14 protein-coding genes, 1 tRNA gene and 1 pseudogene are annotated in these 21,308 nt (G+C 47.5%); 7 read left to right on the top strand and 9 right to left on the bottom strand.

The genetic code is table 11. The features are described 5' to 3' along the window. From BP71_RS23600 to BP71_RS23565, 8 genes are all read right to left on the bottom strand, one after another. Entirely contained in the window at positions 1 to 1,293 is a 1,293-nt protein-coding gene (locus tag BP71_RS23600; protein WP_496383812.1) for a sensor histidine kinase, read from the bottom strand. Then, the gene (locus tag BP71_RS23595; protein WP_496383810.1) at positions 1,290 to 2,660 is read right to left on the bottom strand and encodes a sigma-54-dependent transcriptional regulator; all 1,371 of its coding nucleotides are present in this window, start codon (positions 2,658 to 2,660) and stop codon (positions 1,290 to 1,292) included. The genes BP71_RS23600 and BP71_RS23595 overlap by 4 nt, the downstream gene beginning before the upstream one ends. Positions 2,661 to 2,880: 220 nt before the next feature. Beyond that, on the bottom strand, positions 2,881 to 4,047 hold the full coding sequence (locus tag BP71_RS23590; protein ID WP_496383808.1) for an ABC transporter permease: 1,167 nt from the start codon (positions 4,045 to 4,047) through the stop codon (positions 2,881 to 2,883). 33 nt (positions 4,048 to 4,080) lie between these two features. After that, complete coding sequence (locus BP71_RS23585; RefSeq protein WP_496383807.1) at positions 4,081 to 5,325, bottom strand: ABC transporter permease; 1,245 nt, start codon at positions 5,323 to 5,325, stop codon at positions 4,081 to 4,083. Between the two features lie 157 nt (positions 5,326 to 5,482). Then, on the bottom strand, positions 5,483 to 6,145 hold the full coding sequence (locus tag BP71_RS23580; protein ID WP_496383805.1) for an ABC transporter ATP-binding protein: 663 nt from the start codon (positions 6,143 to 6,145) through the stop codon (positions 5,483 to 5,485). A 130-nt stretch (positions 6,146 to 6,275) separates the two neighbouring features. Next, the gene (locus BP71_RS23575; RefSeq protein WP_496383803.1) at positions 6,276 to 7,721 is read right to left on the bottom strand and encodes a TolC family protein; all 1,446 of its coding nucleotides are present in this window, start codon (positions 7,719 to 7,721) and stop codon (positions 6,276 to 6,278) included. Between the two features lie 7 nt (positions 7,722 to 7,728). Continuing rightward, entirely contained in the window at positions 7,729 to 8,973 is a 1,245-nt protein-coding gene (locus BP71_RS23570; RefSeq protein ID WP_496383801.1) for an efflux RND transporter periplasmic adaptor subunit, read from the bottom strand. Between the two features lie 181 nt (positions 8,974 to 9,154). Continuing rightward, entirely contained in the window at positions 9,155 to 10,417 is a 1,263-nt protein-coding gene (locus BP71_RS23565) for an asparagine synthetase B (protein ID WP_496384274.1), read from the bottom strand. Between the two features lie 171 nt (positions 10,418 to 10,588). Between BP71_RS23565 and BP71_RS23560 the strand changes: the two genes are divergently transcribed. The 3 genes from BP71_RS23560 (at position 10,589) to BP71_RS23550 (ending at position 13,019) form a co-directional block, all read left to right on the top strand. Next, the gene (locus BP71_RS23560; protein ID WP_496383799.1) at positions 10,589 to 11,833 is read left to right on the top strand and encodes an ABC transporter permease; all 1,245 of its coding nucleotides are present in this window, start codon (positions 10,589 to 10,591) and stop codon (positions 11,831 to 11,833) included. A gap of 114 nt (positions 11,834 to 11,947) precedes the next feature. Then, positions 11,948 to 12,031: transfer RNA gene (locus BP71_RS23555), tRNA-Leu, on the top strand. Between the two features lie 559 nt (positions 12,032 to 12,590). Then, a complete protein-coding gene (locus tag BP71_RS23550) occupies positions 12,591 to 13,019 on the top strand; it encodes a hypothetical protein (RefSeq protein WP_342083990.1) in 429 nt (142 codons plus the stop codon). Between the two features lie 602 nt (positions 13,020 to 13,621). On the opposite strand, the gene BP71_RS23545 is transcribed toward BP71_RS23550, so the two are convergent. Beyond that, positions 13,622 to 14,518, bottom strand: a complete 897-nt coding sequence (locus tag BP71_RS23545) for a helix-turn-helix domain-containing protein (RefSeq protein WP_496383797.1) — start codon at positions 14,516 to 14,518, stop codon at positions 13,622 to 13,624. 285 nt (positions 14,519 to 14,803) lie between these two features. On the opposite strand from BP71_RS23545, the gene BP71_RS23540 reads away from it, so the two are divergent. The 4 genes and pseudogenes from BP71_RS23540 (at position 14,804) to BP71_RS23525 (ending at position 21,292) form a co-directional block, all read left to right on the top strand. Next, complete coding sequence (locus BP71_RS23540; RefSeq protein ID WP_496383795.1) at positions 14,804 to 15,217, top strand: (R)-mandelonitrile lyase; 414 nt, start codon at positions 14,804 to 14,806, stop codon at positions 15,215 to 15,217. Positions 15,218 to 15,282: 65 nt separating this feature from the next. Next, positions 15,283 to 16,269, top strand: coding sequence for a carboxymuconolactone decarboxylase family protein (locus BP71_RS23535; protein ID WP_496383793.1), 987 nt, complete (start codon positions 15,283 to 15,285; stop codon positions 16,267 to 16,269). Positions 16,270 to 16,290: 21 nt separating this feature from the next. Beyond that, positions 16,291 to 18,210 (top strand): annotated as a pseudogene (locus tag BP71_RS23530) (pyrroloquinoline quinone-dependent dehydrogenase). A 721-nt stretch (positions 18,211 to 18,931) separates the two neighbouring features. Next, entirely contained in the window at positions 18,932 to 21,292 is a 2,361-nt protein-coding gene (locus BP71_RS23525) for an ABC transporter permease (RefSeq protein WP_496383791.1), read from the top strand. Positions 21,293 to 21,308 lie beyond the last annotated feature (16 nt).

Raw genomic sequence — 21,308 nt, 5'->3', positions numbered from 1 at the left:
TTATCCGATCTCGATCCTGAACTCCGTCCAGCCGTCGCTTCCGGTCTGTAGAGTAAATGCAAATCCGTGATTGCTCAGAATTTCCCTTGTCAATGTTAGTCCGATCCCCTGACCATCGCGCTTGGTACTGAAAAAAGGATTGAATAGTTGTGCATTCACCTCCGCTTCAATGGCTTTGCCGTTATTTCGGATCAATATACTTTCCGCAGTGACCGAAACGATGATTTCATTCCGGACTTCGCAGGCCTCAACGGCATTTTTGATCACATTCACCAAAACCTGTTCCATCTGGCCCTGATCCATATCGCTGAAAACCGGTATTTGGCCTAAATCACATTGAATGGTTACGCCGCGATCGGAAGCTGTACTTTCCATAAACAATGCTACGTCGGCAACCAGCTTACGAACATCCGTATGAGTGAACGTGGGTGCAGGCAGGCGTACCACATCCGCGAAGTTCCGCATAAACCGGGTGAGCCTCCGGTTACGCTCCGAGGCGATTTGCAATGCGTCCTTTACTTCCCGGTAATCAGCATCGGGAAGAAGACAGGTGGTTGTCTGCAATATCGAGTCGGTAGCACCCAGCGTGTTGTTTACTTCATGTGCCATCATCCGGATCACCTTTCCATAGGCATTCTTCTCCGATTCCAGGATTTCGTTCGTCAGCTCCTCGATCATAAGAAATGAACGGCGGAACCCTCGGTCCATGAAATGCGACCGCTGTACTTTGAACGTAACAATGCCGTTGGTTTTAACCATCCTCGATTCGCTATCCTGCATTCCAGAAAGCTCTGCCAGCAACGGCTGACCCGTTTCAGTAAGCTTCCTTCCTGCCAGCGTAGTTCCCGCTTCTTCAAACTGCGCCTTAGCCTTGCTGTTGAACGATTCGACGCGCTCATCGAAATCAAGGATGATGATCGAAATAGGCGATGCTTCAATGAGCTTTTCCAGAAAAAAATGCTGCTCGTTCAGTTTGACACGCTCTTCGCGCAGCTGATCGATCATCATATTGTACACTTCAATCAGCACGTCCACCTCACCCTTGCCGGTCGGGACGAACTTGATCGAAAAATCCTTGTCTTTAATAGCTTCGATTCCGGACTTCACAAATTGGATAGGTTGCATAAAGTTGTTATAGAGCACAATGGAAGTAACCGCCGATGCGAGCAGGAAAATCTCGGAGGCTATAAAAACTATTTTGTCCTGAAAAAGAACCTTATAAACCAGCAACAACAGAACCACGTGCAGTGTGGCGATATAAAAAATGTATTTCTTCTTCGTGGATAGCCTCATACCTCCTCCGAATCAAAAGATATGCCGTATTTTTCCAGCCTGCGATACAATGCAAAACGGGTAATGCCTAGTGAACGGGCGACTTTGCTGACCTTATTCTGGTGATACTGCATGGCACGCACAATCATCTGGTACTCCATCTCTTCCAATGTAATACTACCGACTTCGGGCAAGCTCTTCGCTGGTACCGCATTGCCGGCATTCAGGTTGCGTTGGAAATCGGCGATATCGAGAACATCCGTTCCCGCCAGGAGCACCGTCCGTTCGACCAGGTTTTTAAGCTGACGGATATTTCCCTGTAATGGTAGATTTTTAAGCCATTTCACCGCCTCGGAGCTTAGTTTCAGCTCGGGCCGTCCATAGATCATTTTCAGGTTATTGACAAAAAATACCGACAGCAGGGGAATATCGTCGGGTCGCTCGCGCAATGCAGGCAACTTCACCGTAATGAGATTGATCCGGTAGTACAGGTCCTCTCTGAAGGTCCCTTGCGCCACCATCTCTTCCAGATTACGGTTTGTGGCGCATATCACCCTAATGTCCACTGTACGGCTCTTGCTGCTTCCAAGTGGCTCAAATGTACGTTCCTGCAATACACGCAGCAATTTGACCTGACTGGAAAGATCCAGCTCTCCGATTTCATCCAGAAAAATGGTGCCCCGATTCGCCATTTCGAAACGTCCGGTACGGTCTGTCTTGGCATCTGTAAACGCACCGCGAACATGCCCGAACAGCTCACTTTCAAACAATGTGGAAGAAATGCCGCCGAGGTTTACTTTCACAAACGGACGCACTTTCCGTCTGCTGTTCAAATGGATGGCTTCCGCGATCAGTTCCTTACCGGTTCCGCTTTCGCCTGTGATCAGTACCGGCGCGTCCGTAGGCGCAACCCGTCCGATCGTTTCCAGTATACTGAGCAGTTTGGGATCTTCCCCCACAATGTTGTCGAAATGATACTGCTGATCCAACTTCCGCCTGCTCCCCGCCTCCTGTGCCGGTCTGGCAAGGTTCAGGGTCGTGCGGATAGATTGCAACAGATAATCGTTCTGCCAGGGCTTGGTTACAAAGTCGGCAGCCCCCTCTTTCATTCCCTGTACCGCCAGGTCGATCGTCCCCCACCCGGTGATCAGAATCACCGGAACCGTGGCATTCAGTTTTTTGATCCGCCGCAGCAAATGCATCCCTTCCTTCCCCGATGTTTCAATCGAAAAGTTCAGATCGAGCAATATCATTTCGGGTATCACTGTTTTCAGCACGTCGAATGTCTCTTCCGGCGAACTTACCCCCTTCACGTCAAACCCTTCTTTTTTCAGCATCAGTACCAGGGAAGTACGGATCGCAAGATCGTCGTCAACTATCAGGAGCATATATATTTTAAACTTTGGCTGTCGGCTGTCGGCTGTCGGCTGTCGGCTGTCGGCTGTCGGCTGTCGGCTGTCGGCTGTCGGCTGTCGGCTGTCGGCTGTCGGAAACCTGTCAGTCCGGCGATGGGTTCATTTTATTCCGGTTGTAAGGCAAAAAAATCAAAAATAAATTACCAGGTCATTTTGATTCCGCCGTGAGCCATTCAATTGTTCAATCATCACCCTACTCCTCATGCAGCGCCACCGCCGGATGAATGCGGGATGCCTGCTTGCTGGGGAACCAGGCACAAAGCGTTACAATGATATAAATTACAACGACGGCTGCCAAAATCGCCATCATGTAAATTTCCTTATCCAGATCAAAAACATTCATCAGAGGAAATTGGACTGCAAAAATGAGTCCCAAAATCAGGCTGAATGTGGCAAGCACCCACACTTCCCCCAGAAACAGGGTAGTTATCTTTCTTTCCGTTGCTCCCATGGCGCGACGGAGGCCTATTTCACTTTTACGCCGGGCAATGTTCAGGTTCAGGATCCCGAAAAGACCAAGCGCCACGTTGGTTAGCAGAAACCCGCTTACAATCAGAAATATCAAGACCGGCACAAGCGTCAGGTTTTCCCGGTTTTTGCGGGAGTCCTTGAGATAGCCTACCTCGACACCCCAGCCAGGCAACATCATCGCGATATCCTTCACAAGACGTGCCTCGAAGTTTGCGTCAGTGCCCGGTCTCGTTTTAATAAGGATATTCAAATTCCACTGGTCGTCCTTGGCGATCATCTGAAAAAGCGCAGGATTATCAGACATAAACTGACCTTTTGCCTTGAACTTATCTACGATTCCTACCACTTTACCCGAAGTCTTGTCGTCCAGCTTCACCACCTTGTTCAACCCCGACTCGTTTAGAAAGAGCTTATCCTCCATTTTCTGATTGATTACCAGGGGGATGAACTTGCCCGCCCGGTCACCGTCGCTGTACCACCTGCCCTTTTTCAACGGCAAGTCGATGGTTTTACTAAGTCCTCCATCCGTATAATAGAAATCTGCGCCGACACTTACTTTGTTGTACGTAACCGAATTACCGATCTGATTGGCCGAAAATGGCGTATTACTGCTCATCCGGCTCACCGAAACAACTTCCCTGTAAGACCGGATCCGCTGCATTACCCGTTCCAGCTTCAAACCGACCTCGGTGGTATCCTGATAGCGCGCCAGTTCCAGGTTCCATACCTGCTCATACTGGAACCCGATGGGTTGCATATAATTACGAACGTTATAGACAATAAGCGTCAACACACCGAACAGTACCAGGAAAGCGGCCCAGATTTCGATGATGAGCAGGGAATGCGCGCCTTTTTTATTCCATATCAATTTAAAAAGATGTCCTAGCATGACAATTTGCGATTTAAATAAAGATTATTAACATCAGGCTTTGAGCGCGTCGGCAATTTTCAGCCGTGACATTCTGAAAGCCGGCAAGACGCCCGATAGCAACCCAAAAACCAGGCAAACCAACATGCTGACCAGAAATACCGGGACATTAACGGTCAGATCCGCATAGGCGATCCAGCCACTGGAATTGATAAACCGGATCACAACCAGCGACAGTACCAGCGCGAATGCCCCTCCGATGAAGGTGATGAAGATGTTTTCGATGATAAATTGCCATAAAAGCGCTTTCGAAGGGGCTCCGAATGCTTTTCGGACACCGATTTCCGACGCTCTCTCGAGTATACGGCTTACATTGACGTTAACCAGGTTTACAGCGGGTAGGCCCATGATCATCAGCAGCACCAGCGCCGCAACCGAATAAAACATTACCTTCTCCTTATCACCTCTCGCGAATGTGTTCAGGAAGTGGTCAAAGTACCTTTCCGCCTTCACCACCAGTATATTGTACCTTTGCCCGTCCTGGATTTCCGAACGCGGGATCCGCGAGATGTTACTATCAAACTCCGACTGGACGGCCGGGATATCAGAGGCCGTTTTGGCCAGCACGATGGCTACAAAACGTCCCCGCATACCTTTCTCTTCATAATTGCTCTTGGGTGATGTGTACGGGAAATAAACATCCGAATAGGTGTAAACCCTTGTAGGTGGGCTGCCTTTCACCACTCCGATGATACGATAGTGTATATTTTCTATTTCGATGTTCTTCCCGACTACTGCCTGGTCATCCTTTCCAAAATACTGGTCCCTGAGCGCATCGGTAATTACAGCCACGTGATCGCTATTACGGATATGGGTCTCGTTGTAAGGTTTTCCTTCCAAAAACTGAAAATCGACGACATGCCAGAAATCGGCATCGGTATACTTCGTGTTGAGCTTGATCCGCTTCCCGTTCCTGTATGCATTGGAGAAACCGAAATTGTTCATAATGGAAACACGTTCGACGGTCTTGAGTGATTTGGCATATTTCGTCAAAAAATCGAAAGACGCAGGTCCCGACGACATGGTGGTGTTGGCCGAGTCAGTCTGAAGAATGGTAGCGATGTAAAGCGAACGGCCGCGTTTGGTCTCCGGATAATGTGCGCCGAACAAATGGTCGAGGAACGATGTCACCACCATCAGCACCGTTAGCGTAAGCGTAATACCGAACAGCGTGATGAATGTATAGAAAGGATGCCGCAGCAAAACTTTCCAGGCAATTTTGATATAGTTGGATAGCATAGGGCAAGACTGAATGGTTGAATGACTAAATGAGTGAACGGGCGAACGAGTGAATATTCGATTTTGGATGAATGAACAAACCAATGGAATTCCAGGCGGCCATTTTTAGCAAGGCATGAAACAACATTCGGTCATTCAATCATTCACCCATTCAAAATTAACTAACCTGCGTCCCGTCAAACAGCCTGATCAGCCGGTCGGTTTTTTTGGCCATGGCTTCGTCGTGTGTGACCATTACGATTGTCGCTCCGTCGCTGTTCAGTTTTTGCAGGATGCCAAGGATCTCATTGCCCATAGCGCTGTCGAGGTTACCGGTAGGTTCGTCGGCCAGGATGATTTCCGGGTTACCTACAATGGCTCTGGCAATGGCGACACGTTGCTTCTGCCCTCCCGAGAGTTGCTTCGGAAAATGCTTCATCCGATTGCTAAGCCCTACTTTTTCCAATGCTTCCTGCGCAAGCTCCTTTCGCTGCTTTCCGGACGAATTGCGGTAAAGCAGCGGAATTTCGACGTTATCTATCACTGATAGATCATTGATCAGGTGAAAGCTCTGAAAAATAAAACCCAGCTTCCGGTTGCGCAGCTCGGCGAGATGTTTGTCGGTAAAACGCTCCACCGGAGAGCCATCGATCTCGATTCTACCCTTCGAAGGCGCGTCCAGCAACCCGATAATGTTGAGCAATGTACTTTTCCCGCAACCCGACGGCCCCATGATCGAGACGAACTCTCCTTTCTTTACATCCAGGTTGATGTTGTTAAGGGCTAATGTCTCAATCGAGCTGGTACGGTAAACTTTTTCAACGTTCTGTAATTTGATCATGGCACGGTACTTTAAATTGAATGATGGATTGACTGAATGACTGAATTTTGAATAAGTGAACGTCAGGTTAATAAATTGACGGACTTATCTAATGGCTAAGCCTGAATTCTCCCTTCTCCCTTCTCCCTTACTAATAACTAATCTTCTGATTTTTTTCGAAATCGTATAGTGTTAGCAGCCGTAAACTGTAATATGCCTGCCAATAATCCCTTAATGCCAAAATATAATCGCGGCGGGCGATATCTTTTTCCTGGGTGGCGATGCCGAGGTCGGTTACGCTGAGATCACTGAGAATGAAACGTTCTTTGGCGATCTGGTAACGGTCGGCGGCGATGCCATCGGCAACCTGTGTCAGCTTTACCTGTTTTTGCAGCATTTGCAACAGGGTTACCTGGGTAAATATTTCCTGCTCAAAGGTGAGCTTGTCCTGTTCCACCGATTGCTGCGCAAATTCCTGATTGGCCCTGGCTACTTCCGTCCTGGCTTTATTCCGCCCCCAGGTCAGAATGGGAAGGGTCAGTTGCAACTCCACAAACTCGCGGTCCTGCGGGCTTATGTATACGTCACGCGGGAGATTGCCCTGGTTCGATAACCCGAATGTTGCATTCAGTGTGGCATTCAGCCCATTGTCCTTCCGGGCCTGCTGGACATCACGCTCGGCTTCCAGTAACCGTCTGCGGAATGCGACAGAAGCTGAGCGGTTGGCAAATGCCTCATCCAACGCAACCTGTGTGTTGATCTCAAATTGGGCTGCTTCGAGGGGAATGTCTAATTCCAATTCCCGTTCGTCCCGGGATCCCATGTACATTTTAAGCTTCAATGATGCAACCGCCGCCGACTGTTGGGCGGAGGCGAGATCCTTTTGCGCCGTCAGCAAACCCATTTGCAGTTGCAAAAGATCGTTCTGCGATATTTTACCCAGTTCAAGCTTGTGACGTGCAATCTTGAACAAGGTATCATTGTTGCTCCTGTTCTTTTCCGCAATCTGTAAATTCACCTGCGCCACCAGCAAATCAAAGTAATAACCGGTCGCATTCAGCGCCACCTGTTCGAGCGACTGGATAAACTGCTGGCTTCCTTCCTGGTATTTCAGCGGTTGTATTTTCCGGTCCCATTTCAACGGATTAAACTGAAACAGCGGTTGTTTAAACCCGACCTCAAACGGTATCCCATTGTAACGTGTGACATCACCCTGAAAATCATCGAAACGCTGCATTTGCTGTTGCACATAAACAGTTCCGCCCGTCCATGCGATACTTTGGCTCAACGACAGGTTCAATAGTGAGTTATTCTTCGAAACCTGCTGAAAAGAGACCGTCCCATCCGGCTGCACGACCTCGATGTATGATCTCGTAAAGCCGGGTAATGTACCGGTCAGGCTCAATTGCGGCTTATAATCGGCCAAAAATGAGCGGTATTGCCAGTAATTGGTTTTTTTCTGCGTAACGGCCTGTTTCGAGGCAATAGACTGCGTCCGGGCTTGCTGAACCACTTCGTCCAAACTCAGCTTACGCACCTGGGCCAACGCGCCGCACACCTGAAACAATACAATCAATAAGGGGAAGAGATTTCTCATGAGGCGGTCATTGAATAGTAATCTCTTCCAGGTGTTCATAATCATTCATATTCGTCAGAATCACCCGCTCGCCTGCTTTCAGTCCACCTTTAATCTCTACAAAATCAAAATTTGCCAGACCGGTCTCGATCTCACGCCGGTGCGCTGTGCCATTTTGCAATACATACACATACTGCTTTTGTTTTCCATTGAAAGCTGGACCATTGCTTACACGCAGCGTCCTGATGCTTTTACTCGTCACGACATACACCTCAACTTTCATATTCGGCCTGAGTGACTCGTTTCTGGCATTGTCCAACTGGATCGTAAAGCCGATTACGCCGTCTTTCACGGCAGGTTTTACCTGTGTGATCACGCCACGCAATTGCACCTCATTGATTTTGATGATCGCAGTCAAACCCGCTTTAACCTGATCCGCATATACGTCGGAGCAGCTCCCTTCTACGCGGAAGCTACCCAGATCGGCCACTTTCGCCAGCATTTCACCTTCATTGACCGACGAGCCAATATTTTCATTCACCCAGGTAAGTACTCCCTTGCGGTCGGCGACGATGTCGGCCATTTTGAGTTTATGCTGCAACTCCTGCAAGTTCTTACCTTCGATCTGCGCACCCAGTTCGGTTTCTCGTAAACTGGCCCCCATCGATTCACGATTGTACCGGAGGTCATTTTCCAGCTGCTTCTTTTCCAGCTCCGCAATTTTCAGTGCATTCTCTGCACGGGTAATATCCTCGACGGTACCGCCACCTACTTTCTGCAGGCGCCTGGCATCCTCATAGTCCGCTTTCAGTTTATTGATATTCAAAGATTTAATCTTGTCATTGATCTCTGCATCATAGAGATCTTTATTGAGCTTCATCCGCAACTGATCGATGCTGTTCTTTTTAAGCTCCAACTGGTCCTTGTAGCGCTCGGACTCTATTTCCGTAAGAGATTTGTCGAGTTCCACAATAGGTTGTCCCGGTTGCACGCGGGTGCCGGGTGTCAGCAGGATCCGTTTAATGCTAGCACGAATGGGGCTGGTGAATATTTGTTCGTACGCCGGTATGATCTCCCCGGCAGCGGTGATCGTATTTTCGACACTGCCGGTTTCGACTGTGCCAGTCCTGATGCGTGTCCGTTCAATGGTACTGGACAGCGATTTTTTAAAAAAATAGAGGATGACGACCAGTCCTACCAGAGCCGCGCCGATGATGATCCACCGTCGGTTTCTCGTATGCCTGACAAAATCCGGTGCAATTTCCCGATCCATGAGGGTTGGTTTTAATTGGAAAAATCCATGGCTAATATTCCCTCTTTGTATCCGAAATCCGTGCCAATAGCTAAAAAGCTAACAATCAATTAATTACATCGATTTTAAAAACAAAAAACCGTGCGATAACGCACGGTTTGTGTGATTGGGAACGCATATTCTTCCGCTGTTAACTTTTCGATCAAGTTTTCAATTTTTTCTTCTTGGCGGCAGGAAAAAGTATATTATTCAGGATCAAACGGTAGCCTGCCGAGTTGGGATGCAGGTTCAGGTCTGTCGGCTCTTCTCCTACCCGATGCTGGTAATCCTCCGGATCGTGCCCGCCATAAAAAGTAAAAAAGCCTTTCCCATGTGTGCTGTGAATGTAGCGGGCCTCTTTTGAAATTTTGTTCTCAGCCAGAATGATCACCTCGGGCTTGATCAGATGGTTCTTGAATGCGGTTGTTTGCCCCAGGAAACCTTTAATCATAATCTGATGGTTCTGCGTCAGCATACTCGGGACGGGGTCCCATTTGGCGGAGAACTGGAATAATGAAAAGAAGTCGTTCCCTTCCGTGACGCCCCGTTCTTCGGGCTGGTTATCAATATCCGAAAATTCAATTTCATATGGATATGAAATGGCTTTGAAGTCACGGAATGCAAACGTATTGTCGTAGTTCAACTTCCCATTGGCGGTAGGATCTGCCGGGGTACCATCGTACATCGCATCTACAATATCAACGCCATCGGCGGCCAGCGCGATATCGAACGTATCGGTAGCATTGCACATGGCAAACATATAACCACCGCCGGTCACGAACTCCGCGATTCTTTTGGCCACCGCCAGCTTCATCTGCGGAACATTGTTAAACTGAAATTTCGCGGCTGTCTCTTCTGCGTCCTTTTTTTGCTCGCGGTACCAGGGCCGGTCTTTATACTGAAAAAACTTGCCAAACTGTCCGGTGAAATCCTCATGGTGCAAATGCAGCCAGTCGTATTCAGGAAGTTTGTTGTTCAAAACTTCGTCGTCGTAAACCACATCATAGGGAATCTCTGCATAAGTCAACACGAGTGTTACCGCATCGTCCCACGGAAGCTTGGATTTGGGAGAATAGACGGCGATTCTGGGCGCCTTCTGCAATTTCACGGCATCCATATTCACGTCTGCGGCACTGATCTGGCTGAGAATCTGGCCCGCCTGACCCTCAGATATGACTTCGAAACTCACGCCTCGCACCGTCATTTCAGACGCAAACTGCTGGTTGTAAGCCACCATAAAACTGCCACCCCGGTAATTGAGGAGCCAGTCCATTTCCATTTCATAATTTTTAAGTATCCAGTAAGATATGCCATACGCTTTCAAATGATTCTTCTGTGTCTCGTCCATCGGGATCAGAAGTCGATTGGCAAGCGCATTGAACGTGCCTGCCAAAAAAATGACAAGCGGGATAAAGAGGCGTACCACTGGTTTGATTCTTTCGACTTTCATGCGCAGTTTTACATCAGGTAGTGAATAAATATATAAAGAAACCGCAACGATCTGAAATTTGTCATAAAAGTCGTACCGGTTTTTGATCTGCCCAAGTCCATATCTAACGATCAAATTTCGTTTCTGGTGCACCAGTTTTAAATCGCCATGATCATACGCGAAAACATTGAGGAAGGCCTGCGTTCCATTCAAAGCAATCTGCTCAGGACTGTCCTGACTGCCCTGATTATCGCAATTGGGATCACTTCACTCGTAGGTATCCTCACGGCTATCGACGGCATTCAGGGGTCTGTCAACAGCAGCTTCGCCGACCTCGGAGCCAATACCTTCACCGTCCGCAACAGGTCGGACGATGATTTCCGGAGCGGCGGTCGTCGTAACAAGCAATATCCTGCGATCACCTATCGCCAGGCCAAAGCCTTTGCGGAGAAATTCAAGGCGTCGTATACCGCCACCGCTTCGCTATCTGCCGACATCGCAGGGGCAGTTCAGGTGAATTACCGGAGCAACAAAACCAATCCCAACAGCCATGTCGTAGGCTCCGACGAGCAGTATTTGCCCATCAACGGTTATAAAATCGACCTGGGCCGCAATCTGGATCGGAATGATATGGAAAACGCTTTGAATGTTGCAGTGCTGGGACAGGAAATCGCCCGCAAGCTTTTTGAAAGGGTTGATCCTATCAACAAAGAGATCACATTCAAAGGCAGCAAGTATAAGGTAGTGGGTGTGTTGCAAAAAAAAGGCTCACTCGGCGGCAGTAGCGATGGTGACCGGCTCATTCTGATACCGCTTGAAAATGGTCGGGGGCTCGCGGCGAACCGTACGCTCACGTATAACGTCACAGCCTCCGCCCCAAATGTAACGGACGGCGACTTCATTGTCGAAGAAGCCCGTGGAATCATGCGCCGCATCCGCAATGACGCATTGGGCAAAGAGGATTCCTTTGCAATCGACCGCGCTGACGCTATGGCGAAAGATTTCGAGAATATCACCGGTTATCTGCGCATCGGCGGTTTTGTCATCGGAACCGTTACACTACTGGGCGCGGCCATCGCGCTGATGAACATCATGCTCGTGTCTGTCACCGAACGTACACGCGAGATCGGCATCCGAAAGTCGCTGGGGGCAACGCCAAGGGTAATCCGGCTACAGTTCCTCATTGAAGCCATCGTCGTGTGCCTCATCGGAGGGATCGGCGGACTGATTCTGGGAATTATCGTGGGCAACGGCATTACGGGGCTCATCAGTTCCAACAGTACTTTTGTGGTCCCCTGGCTATGGATGGCAGTAGGCATTGCAATATGCGTAATGGTGGGGGTACTTTCCGGCATCTATCCAGCCATCAAGGCCTCACGGCTCGACCCCATCGAAGCATTACGCTATGAATAAGCACATTATCGAATGCTTTGGAAATTCCTGTCAAAAATCCACGAAAAATTTGCGTCCGGAGCTTGCTTAATCTCTTTTTCTCCCTACTTTTGCACTCCCAACAAGTAAGAGAATGCCCAGATGGCGGAATCGGTAGACGCGTTGGTCTCAAACACCAATGAGGTTACACTCGTGCCGGTTCGACTCCGGCTCTGGGTACGGAAGCTCTTCAACGCAAGTTGAGGGGCTTTTTTGCATTTACAATCACTGAAAATTGCAATTCGGACTTTCTTTGATCACTTCTTAACAGGCTTTTGGTTCGACTTCGGTTGTGGGGACTAAACAGGATTTTTCATGCAAGCCTATAAAACCAAGGGGAAGATTATACTATATTAATTTGATTTTCAGCTAGATACAAATCAAAACCGGAGTATATATCCGGTTCGACATGCTATGCTCTGAAAGCCACCAAACAAGCCAAGAGTTTGGGTGCCATTATTGGATAATTTGTATCATAAGCCAGTAGATCAAAGTTTTTGAGTCATTCAAATGTGAGATGGCTATATGAGATTAGGTCTCCAGGCGCGGGTAGGTGCTTGTCATTATTCTTCGGTCTTGGAAAACGTCGGTGGCAGTTTTGCAACAGCCACGGAGGTTTTCGGAGACTAAGATATTTGGTGTAATGAAACTATTAAGGACGTTACATCCGTGATTAATAAAATTCCAAGGTTTCCAACTATTACGGATCAACACCCATCCTATTCAAAAACTTCAAAATATGAAAAATCTCGTACTAGCACCAATACTCCTGTTTGCTTTTTTTGCTTGTAAAAGCGATAATCCAAAACCGGCTCCGGAAATCGAAGGCATTGTTGGCACTTGGAAATATGTGGCCACAGAAACAATTGTGAATGACAAACCAGAATGGGTTTCTGTCCCTGGAGAATCGAATGTCAGTTTTAGGCACGATGGTGTTATACTAGATTCTAGGAATTTGCCTAATTGCTGCGCACCCAAGGCGTATCAGGTAAACGGGGAGTGGTTTGTCATAAATAAAGATACAGCGAGGGAAATTTCCGAGAAATGTGGGCCAGTAGATTGTATGGTTTGCACTACTGCATGGAACATTTTTCAGACAAATGATGAGCTAGTAGTATTTTCAGGTTGCGCGCCGCGCGTGTTAACGAAGAAATACATCCGAGAGTAGTTACTAGATTGTTTACTTATCCATGAGTCTCAAAAAACCCTCATTTTTTTGTGACGAAGGTTGTCGCATCCGTCTATTTGGCTGTATACAAAACCGCTTGAATGTGTGCGGCTATATTCCTGGCGCTCCAAGGAAACGGCAAGAAGATACCCATCTATATTTTGAAAAGTTTCAATGTAATAACTTCGGACAGATGCTACACTTCCTGTGTCACGGCCTCGCACACGAGGAGTTTTCATCGCAGCCACCACACATTAATAAATTAATCAACAAATAATAATTTCATTTTTAGATAATTATATCTGACAACTTCTGTAACTCGATCAGAATTTGGTTCGACATTTGTTCCGTTGCGGGTACGGAAGCCCTTCACTTGCGTTGAAGGGCTTTTTTGTGCCAAAATTCTAGAAATATTATACTCCGGCCTCGTTTTGATGTAATTGTTGACGCAACAAGTGGTTCGACATCCGGTTCATGACGGCACCCGAAATTTGTAAGCATTCGATCAAAAATCCAGAGAGCGCAACATACAGTAGTGGGTATTGCCCTGAAATAGCTTCGCATTGAAACTTGCCCTGACGGTAAGTAGATAAATTATCCATTCAGTTTAGCGACCGATAGTCATTCGGTGTAAGCCCGTTCGCCTTCTTGAAAAGGCGGGTAAAATGCTGTGGATATTTAAAACCCAGCTCGAATGCGATTTCACTGATAGATTTGCGCCGGTTCAGAATTTTCTCCTTTGCGAGATTCATGACTTTCAATTGAATGTACTCCGTGGGGGTTTTTCCTGTTTCCTTTTTGACGAGATCGCCGAAATAATTGGCTGAAAGATGCAGCTGGTCAGCACAGTAGCTGACAGACGGCAACCCGATAACCTGGGGCTTGTCAGACTGAAAATAGCTATTCAACAATGCCTCAAACTTTTCCAAGCTGTCCCTATTGACATCCTGTCGGGTAATAAACTGGCGGTCATAAAACCGCATGCAGTAGTTCAAAAACAGTTCGATATTGGAGGAAATGAGCGTCCTGCTGTGTTTGTCTGTTCCCTGTTCGAGTTCATACTTGATTTTCTCAAAACAATCCAGGACGATTTTTCGCTCTTTTTCGGATAAATGAAGGGCCTCTTTGCTTTCGTAGGAAAAGAAGCTGTAATCGTCGATGTGCTTACCTAGCGGGGTTCCGCGAACCAGGTCGGGATGAAACAGCAGCGCATAACCTTGAGGCTTATAATCCTTGTTGATGTCTACATTGATGATCTGGCCCGGTGCTACAAAAACCAATGTCCTGTCCTGGTAGTCGTAGGTGTGGCGGCCATACTTCATATCACCGCACTTTACATCTTTTAAATACACCGCATAAAAGCCGAAATTCATTTTCGACGCATATACCTCCGGCGTCCTGCCGGTGAAGTCAATGACGCTTACCAGAGGGTGTAGGTTTTGTTGATGGTAAAACGCATCGTGTTGGCTCACGGTGTCAATCCTCAAAATGTTATCCATATCCCTGGTGATTTGTTGACGCAAATTTACCGGTAATTGAATGCTAACCACGTCTGTAAGTCCGAATCTGTAAAAATGGTAGGTAAACCTGTAAACTGTATAAGTCCGGATTATCAGCACTGTATGACCTTTGTGCAGATAGCACATACACTGGTAGTAGATGGCGGTTACAGTATTCACTAGCTAAAAATTATGGGTACATTCATCAAAAGTATTTTCATTATTCTATCCGCCTCAATTCTGATCTGCATGACCGGTTGCAGCATTAAAAACCAACCGAAAATCATGTCAGAGCAAACGAATTCTTCTATTTTTCCCAAGGGCGAAACGCTGCCAGCCTCCTATTTCACTGGCAATGCATTTGTGTATACCCTGGCTTCCAGAGACAAAAACAATGAGTTCGCGCTCGGTAGTGTGACCTTCGAGCCGGGTGCGCGCACGAATTGGCATGCGCACCCCAAAGGTCAGGTGCTGATCGCTACGGAGGGAGAAGGGTTTTATCAACAGAAAGGGAAACCCGCACAAGCCCTGAAAAAAGGAGATGTAGTAAATATCCCGGAAGATACCGAGCACTGGCATGGGGCGTCTGCGACCAGCAAATTTGTCCATATCGCCATCACTAATTTCAAGGATGAGCAGAATGTGGTCTGGCTTGCGCCAGTGACAGATCAGGAATATGCCACAGTCAATCAAAAATAATAGGAACTATGACCAATCCCGGATTTTCGAAATGGATTTTAACAGGGATAATTCTGCTAATTGTCATGGATGTAAACGCGCAAAACAGCCGCACGGATGATCAGTCGCTCGACGCCCAGCAGCGTAGTATAGTGGCGATTTCCGCCGCCACAGCGACCGGTGATCTACCGACATTGAAAGTATCGTTGAGCACTGGCCTTGATGCGGGCCTTACTGTCAATCAAGCCAGGGAAATACTGGTACAGCTGTATGCCTATTGCGGTTTTCCACGTAGCCTGAATGGGATCAATACTTTGATAGCGGTTTTAAGTGAAAGAAAGGCGAAGGGCATTGCTGATAAAGAGGTGACCGAGCCGGAAATCAGGGCAGATACAACCGACAAATACGAGAAAGGCCGAAAGGTCCTTGAATCGCTTACAAAAGTGCCTCAGGCAAAACCTGCACCGGGTTTTGGAGCGTTTGCGCCACGCATTGATGCTTTTTTGAAAGAACATTTGTTCGCCGATGTTTTTGAAAGCAGTGTTTTAAACTATCAGCAGCGGGAACTAGCCACCATTTCGGCATTGGCAGCGATGACGGGCGTGGAGTCACAATTGAAAGCCCATCTTTCCATGGGAGCTAATACAGGCCTTACACCGAACCAGCTAACCCAGGTAATCAGGCAGGTAGGAAAGCAGCAAACTGGAACTGCACAGGTATTATCCGGACAGGTAATTAATGCAAGTCCATGGATCGTCCGCCTGGCAAAACTTGAAATTCATCCCGATTTTCTGGACCAATATAAAGCTGCTATTGAAGAACATACTCAGGCGGCGTTGGAATCAGAGCCTGGCGTTCTTACCCTTTACGCGATGACCGAAGAAAAGCATCCGAACCGGGTAACGGTTTTGGAAATATATGCCAGCAGTGAAGCGTATCAGGCTCACCTGAAAACAGCGCATTTCATAAAGTACAAGACAGGAACGCAAAAAATGGTGAAGTCACCCGAATTGGTCGATGTTGACGCGATTGCATTTGGAGCGAAGTCCGATGTGCTGCAATTGAAAAAATAGTGATCGATAGACTGCAAAATTATGAGAAAACTGAAATTGGTAGCATTCATCGCACAAATCGTTGTGTTGGCTACCCCCATTCTTTTTACCGGATGCAAAAAGGATCAGGAAAAAGACAGGACGTGGTCGGTTTATAAAGCCGATGCCAACAGTTCCAATTATTCGCCTTTGGATGAAATCAACATTTCGAATGTAGCTCAGTTGAAACTTGCCTGGACATTTGCCATCAAAGACAATGCAACCCGAACCCGCCCGAGCCAGGCTAATCCGATTATCGTCGATGGTGTCTTATATACCACTTCTGCAAGCCAGCACGCCTATGCCATCAATGCGAAAACGGGCGAGCAGCTTTGGTCTTTTGATCCCTTTAATGGCGGGGAAAGCGGTGGAGAAGTAAACCGTGGACTCACGTATTGGGAGAGCGGAACGGACAAACGGATATTGTTTACTGCAAACAATAATCTCTTTGCTTTGGATGCGACTACCGGTAAACTGATCAGCTCTTTTGGAAATGCGGGTAAAGTGGATATGCGGGTTGGTTTGCGTGACACTTCCGAAGATATTTACGTTTCGTCCACTTCTCCGGGGATCGTTTATAACGACCTGATTATTATGGGTTGCCGGGTGCCTGACGTTTATGGCGCGCAGCCTGGCTACATCAGAGCATACGATTGCCGGACGGGTAAGCTAGTCTGGACATTTCATACAGTGCCGCTACCTGGCGAGCCTGGCTATGAAACCTGGTCAAAGGATGCGTATAAGGTTGTGGGTGGGGTTAATAATTGGGCAGGCATGAGCCTGGATAAGGAACGAGGAATGGTGTTTTTAGCCCTCGGATCACCTTCCTACGATTTTTACGGTACTGATCGAAAAGGAGAAAACCTATATGGTAACTGCGTACTGGCGCTTAATGCGGCGACAGGCAAACACATCTGGCATTTTCAGACCGTACACCATGATTTATGGGATTATGATCTACCTGCACCGCCCAACCTGGTGACGTTGCAACGTGATGGAAAGCGTGTCGATGCGGTGGCGCAGATCACCAAGCAAGGTTTTGTATTTGTATTTAACCGGGAAACCGGCGAACCTTTATTTCCGATCGAAGAAAGGAAAGTGCCTGCATCCAACCTGCCTGGGGAACAGGCCTCACCGACCCAGCCGTTTCCGGTCAGGCCCAAACCATTTGCAAGGCAATGGATCACCGAAGCCGACCTTACCAGTTACTCAACCGCAGACCATGATTCGCTGGTCAGGAAATTCAGGTCGATGCGTTACGAGGGACTTTATACTCCGCCTGACCTGAAAGGAACGCTTCAACTGCCCGGGACGCGTGGCGGTGGCGAATGGGGCGGCGCTGCTTTTGATCCTGCGACTAATTTCTTATATATCAAGTCTAATGATGCCCCGGATATAATTTCTATTATTAAAGGTGATCAGACGAAAGCAAGCAGTGAGTCCGCCGCTCCGTCGAGCCTGTCGAGCCAGCTAGGCACGACGGAGCGTTTTGCAAAGGCGGATCAATACCTGAACGCCACGGGGTATAAAACCTGGAAAGACCCAAGCAGCAACCCCGCCATTCAGCCACCCTGGGGAACCCTACATGCATTGAACCTTTCTACCGGGGAATATGAATGACAGATTCCGTTAGGTAACGATGAGTCACGGCAGATTAGAGGAGCGCCTGAGACTGGTCAGGAAGGCAAAGCAGGGCCAATTGTCACGGCGGGTGGTTTAATCTTTATCAGTGGTACCGAGGATAAAAAATTGAGGGCTTTTGATAAGTCGACTGGAAAACTACTTTGGCAGACTACATTGCCTGCATTTGCCAACGCTACCGCATGCACATATCAGGCTGGCAGGAAGCAATACGTGGCTATTTCCGTAGGCGGAACAAAAGAAAATCCGGCCGGATATGTGATGGCATTTGCGCTGCCTTGACTTAGCTAACTTATTAATGATCTGTCGGACAAAAGTGATGTCTTGGCCGACAGATCTCTTTTTCTCCTTATTCCACAAAGATGCGCTCGTTCACGAGTGCGCCCAACAGAGCCACACACACCAATCTACTTATTATCAATTACTTAATTGACAAATACTTTGCAAATCGACCAGCATTTGGTTCGACATTTGTTCCATTGCGGGACGGAAGCCCTTCAGAGAAAACTGAGGGGCTTTTTGCGTATAGAGCTGCTAAAAAACATGAATAGCAGGGCCCTTCAGAGCAAGCTGCCGCATCTTCATTTCAGCCTGCGTCGAAACGCATACGAATGCTTCCGTAGATTCCCGAAACGAAACTTCCGGACCGATCATTTCAAGAATCACCTGGACTGGCAACAAATTGCATTCCGCTAGCAAGCTCAAAAAGCTACTTGGGGTGAAGGCTGGCAACAGATACAATACCCACCTCTTTAATGAATAATGCTAAAAGGCCCTTTTGACAAATCAGTTACTAGCCTTTATAGAGACAATGGGTATCTCTTTTCTACACCGACGCGGTGGAAAAGGTGGTCGATGGTAAGATGGAATTGACTGTAAATGTTTCTGAAGATGAACGAGTATGGGTCAACGATATAACCGATAAATAACGTTTGCTTATGAGGTATCGCAACATTACTACGACTAAATTAGTAATGCTTATAAATACTTAACATCCTTAGCCATGATCCGAAATTATTTAAAAATTGCCTTTCGCAATCTGCGTGCGGGCGGCTGGTATTCTGCATTGAACATTGGCGGCCTGGCCGTAGTACTGGCGGTAAGTCTGCTATTGTTTTCATGGGTTCGCAATGAGCTAAGTTTTGACCGTTTTCATACCGATGCCCAACGGATCTATCAGGTTAATGTTCATTTCGGTAAAGGTGAGGATGAATACACATCGACGTCAACACCCGGCCCTATTGCAGCAGCAGCACTTAGGGAATTACCCGAAGTGGAAAGTGCTGTGCGAATGGGTGACTATCCGTCAGCAACATTCCGGGCAAACAACAACACGTTCACTGAAAAGGATAATCTGGCCTATACAGATACAAATTTCATTGAAATCTTTGATGGTTTTAAAGTGCTTTATGGTGACAGAAATGCACTTTTCCCTTCTCCTGATGCGGTTGTGATTTCTGAAAAACTCGCCCGTAAATTTTTTGGAAAAACTGATGTCATCGGCAAAACCTTCTCCAATGTTGAACGCAATACCATCTTCACAGTAAGCGCAGTTTTAGAAGATGCCCCGGACAACTCATCATTTAGACGAGATATGTACGTAAATCTGGCCATTTTGAAAGCCGTTGATCCACAAAAAGGTACTCGCCGCCCTGTGGACGAAAATTGGGATGATTATGGCTTTGGAACTTATATCAAACTGGCCGCCAATGCAGATCCCTCAACGATTGAAAAAAAGCTGACCGCTTTGCAGGCCAAGGCTCACAGAGATGCCTCCAATCCGTCTGAATTCCTGTTACAACCGCTTTCCGAAATTCACCTTTACCCCGTGGAGGGTAGTGAATCGGAGAGCAAGCAAGTGGGCATGATGGGAGCCGTTGCGCTGCTTCTACTCAGCATTGGCTGTATCAACTATGTGAATCTGACCACGGCCAGGGCCACGAGGCGGTCTAAAGAAATTGGCATTCGTAAAATTGTAGGCGCCGGCTCGCCGCAACTGGCCATGCAGCTGCTAGTGGAATCATTGCTGACATTAACCATGTCTCTGATTTTGTCAATAGTGCTGTTGCAAGGGATGCTGCCGTTTTATGCCAGTATAACCGGCAAGTCAGGTCATTTTTCACTTTCTGATATGCACACCTGGCAGATTCTAGTGGGTGCGCTTACTTTCTGCTTCGTTATGGCAGGCATTTATCCTGCATTTTTGATTTCAGGATTTAGTCCGATTCAGGCCTTGAAAGGCCGTTCCAGCCGGATGAGTGGTGCTGTACTACGCAAATCATTGGTAGTAGCGCAGTTCGCACTGGCCACTATGCTTATTGTGGGCACTTTTGTAATTGGCAGTCAAATGCGTTTTATAAGAGATCGCGATCCGGGCTTTGACAGAAAACATACCTTCACATTTGATGGGCGCAATTTTACCCCACAAATTAAGCAAGCGCTAAGTGGAGAGTCGAGCATCCTGGGTGTAAGCACCTCTACGGATACGCCCGTCAATGTCTTAACGGGAACTTTATCCACGGATTGGGATGGAAAAGCCAAGGATAGGGCGCTGATCATGGCGCAGCTAAGCGTAGACCCTGACTTTATTCCAAATTTCAAGCTAAAACTGCTCGCCGGGCGGAATTTTAGAGGTACCAAAGCAGATTCAACTTCCATTATTTTAAATGAAACGGCTGTTAAACAAACAGGAATAAAGGATCCAATTGGGAAGCGGTTCAAATTGAATGACACGGAAGGCACCGTCATTGGTGTTGTGAAAGATTTTAATATCACCTCGATTCGCGAGCCGATCATGTCTTTGGTTATATACAGTCATCCGAACCAAAATTACAGAGTGCATGTGCATACGACACAGCAGCTAGCTCCTGATGCGATAAAGAAAGCCGAAAAGCTGTGGAAGCAGTATATGCCTGCCTACCCATTCGAATATGCTTTTCTGGATGCAGACTACAATGTAATGTACCGCACGGATGAACAAACCAGACAGCTCTTTAATTTTTTTGCCGGCATTGCGATTGTGATCTCATGCCTTGGACTTCTGGGGTTAACATCCTTTACCACCGAACAGCGAACCAAAGAAATCGGAATTCGGAAAGTGCTTGGCGCAACGATTTTGAATATTACTACGCTACTTTCCAAAGATTTCTTGAAACTAATCCTGATTGCCATCGTGATCGCTTCGCCCATAGCCTGGTTTGGCATGGATCATTGGCTGGAAGATTTTGCTTACAAGGTGGAAATTCAATGGTGGATTTTCCTGCTGGCGGGACTGTTGGCCATGGTCACCGCACTGCTTACCATTTGTTTTCAGAGTATCAAAGCGGCTTTGATCAACCCCGTCCAGTCGATCAAAGCTGAGTAAAAGCGACACGATCAAG

Source organism: Dyadobacter ginsengisoli DSM 21015 (assembly GCF_059568735.1).
This window is presented reverse-complemented; position numbering and strand designations above follow the sequence as displayed.

Coding starts and splice junctions, on each gene's coding strand:
- BP71_RS23585 (WP_496383807.1), bottom strand. CDS start 5,325: ATGCTATCCAACTATATCAAAATTGCCTGGAAAGTTTTGCTGCGGCAT.
- BP71_RS23575 (WP_496383803.1), bottom strand. CDS start 7,721: ATGAGAAATCTCTTCCCCTTATTGATTGTATTGTTTCAGGTGTGCGGC.
- BP71_RS23550 (WP_342083990.1), top strand. CDS start 12,591: ATGAAAAATCTCGTACTAGCACCAATACTCCTGTTTGCTTTTTTTGCT.
- BP71_RS23525 (WP_496383791.1), top strand. CDS start 18,932: ATGATCCGAAATTATTTAAAAATTGCCTTTCGCAATCTGCGTGCGGGC.
- BP71_RS23570 (WP_496383801.1), bottom strand. CDS start 8,973: ATGGATCGGGAAATTGCACCGGATTTTGTCAGGCATACGAGAAACCGA.
- BP71_RS23580 (WP_496383805.1), bottom strand. CDS start 6,145: ATGATCAAATTACAGAACGTTGAAAAAGTTTACCGTACCAGCTCGATT.
- BP71_RS23535 (WP_496383793.1), top strand. CDS start 15,283: ATGGATGTAAACGCGCAAAACAGCCGCACGGATGATCAGTCGCTCGAC.
- BP71_RS23545 (WP_496383797.1), bottom strand. CDS start 14,518: ATGGATAACATTTTGAGGATTGACACCGTGAGCCAACACGATGCGTTT.
- BP71_RS23540 (WP_496383795.1), top strand. CDS start 14,804: ATGTCAGAGCAAACGAATTCTTCTATTTTTCCCAAGGGCGAAACGCTG.
- BP71_RS23595 (WP_496383810.1), bottom strand. CDS start 2,660: ATGCTCCTGATAGTTGACGACGATCTTGCGATCCGTACTTCCCTGGTA.
- BP71_RS23600 (WP_496383812.1), bottom strand. CDS start 1,293: ATGAGGCTATCCACGAAGAAGAAATACATTTTTTATATCGCCACACTG.
- BP71_RS23590 (WP_496383808.1), bottom strand. CDS start 4,047: ATGCTAGGACATCTTTTTAAATTGATATGGAATAAAAAAGGCGCGCAT.
- BP71_RS23560 (WP_496383799.1), top strand. CDS start 10,589: ATGATCATACGCGAAAACATTGAGGAAGGCCTGCGTTCCATTCAAAGC.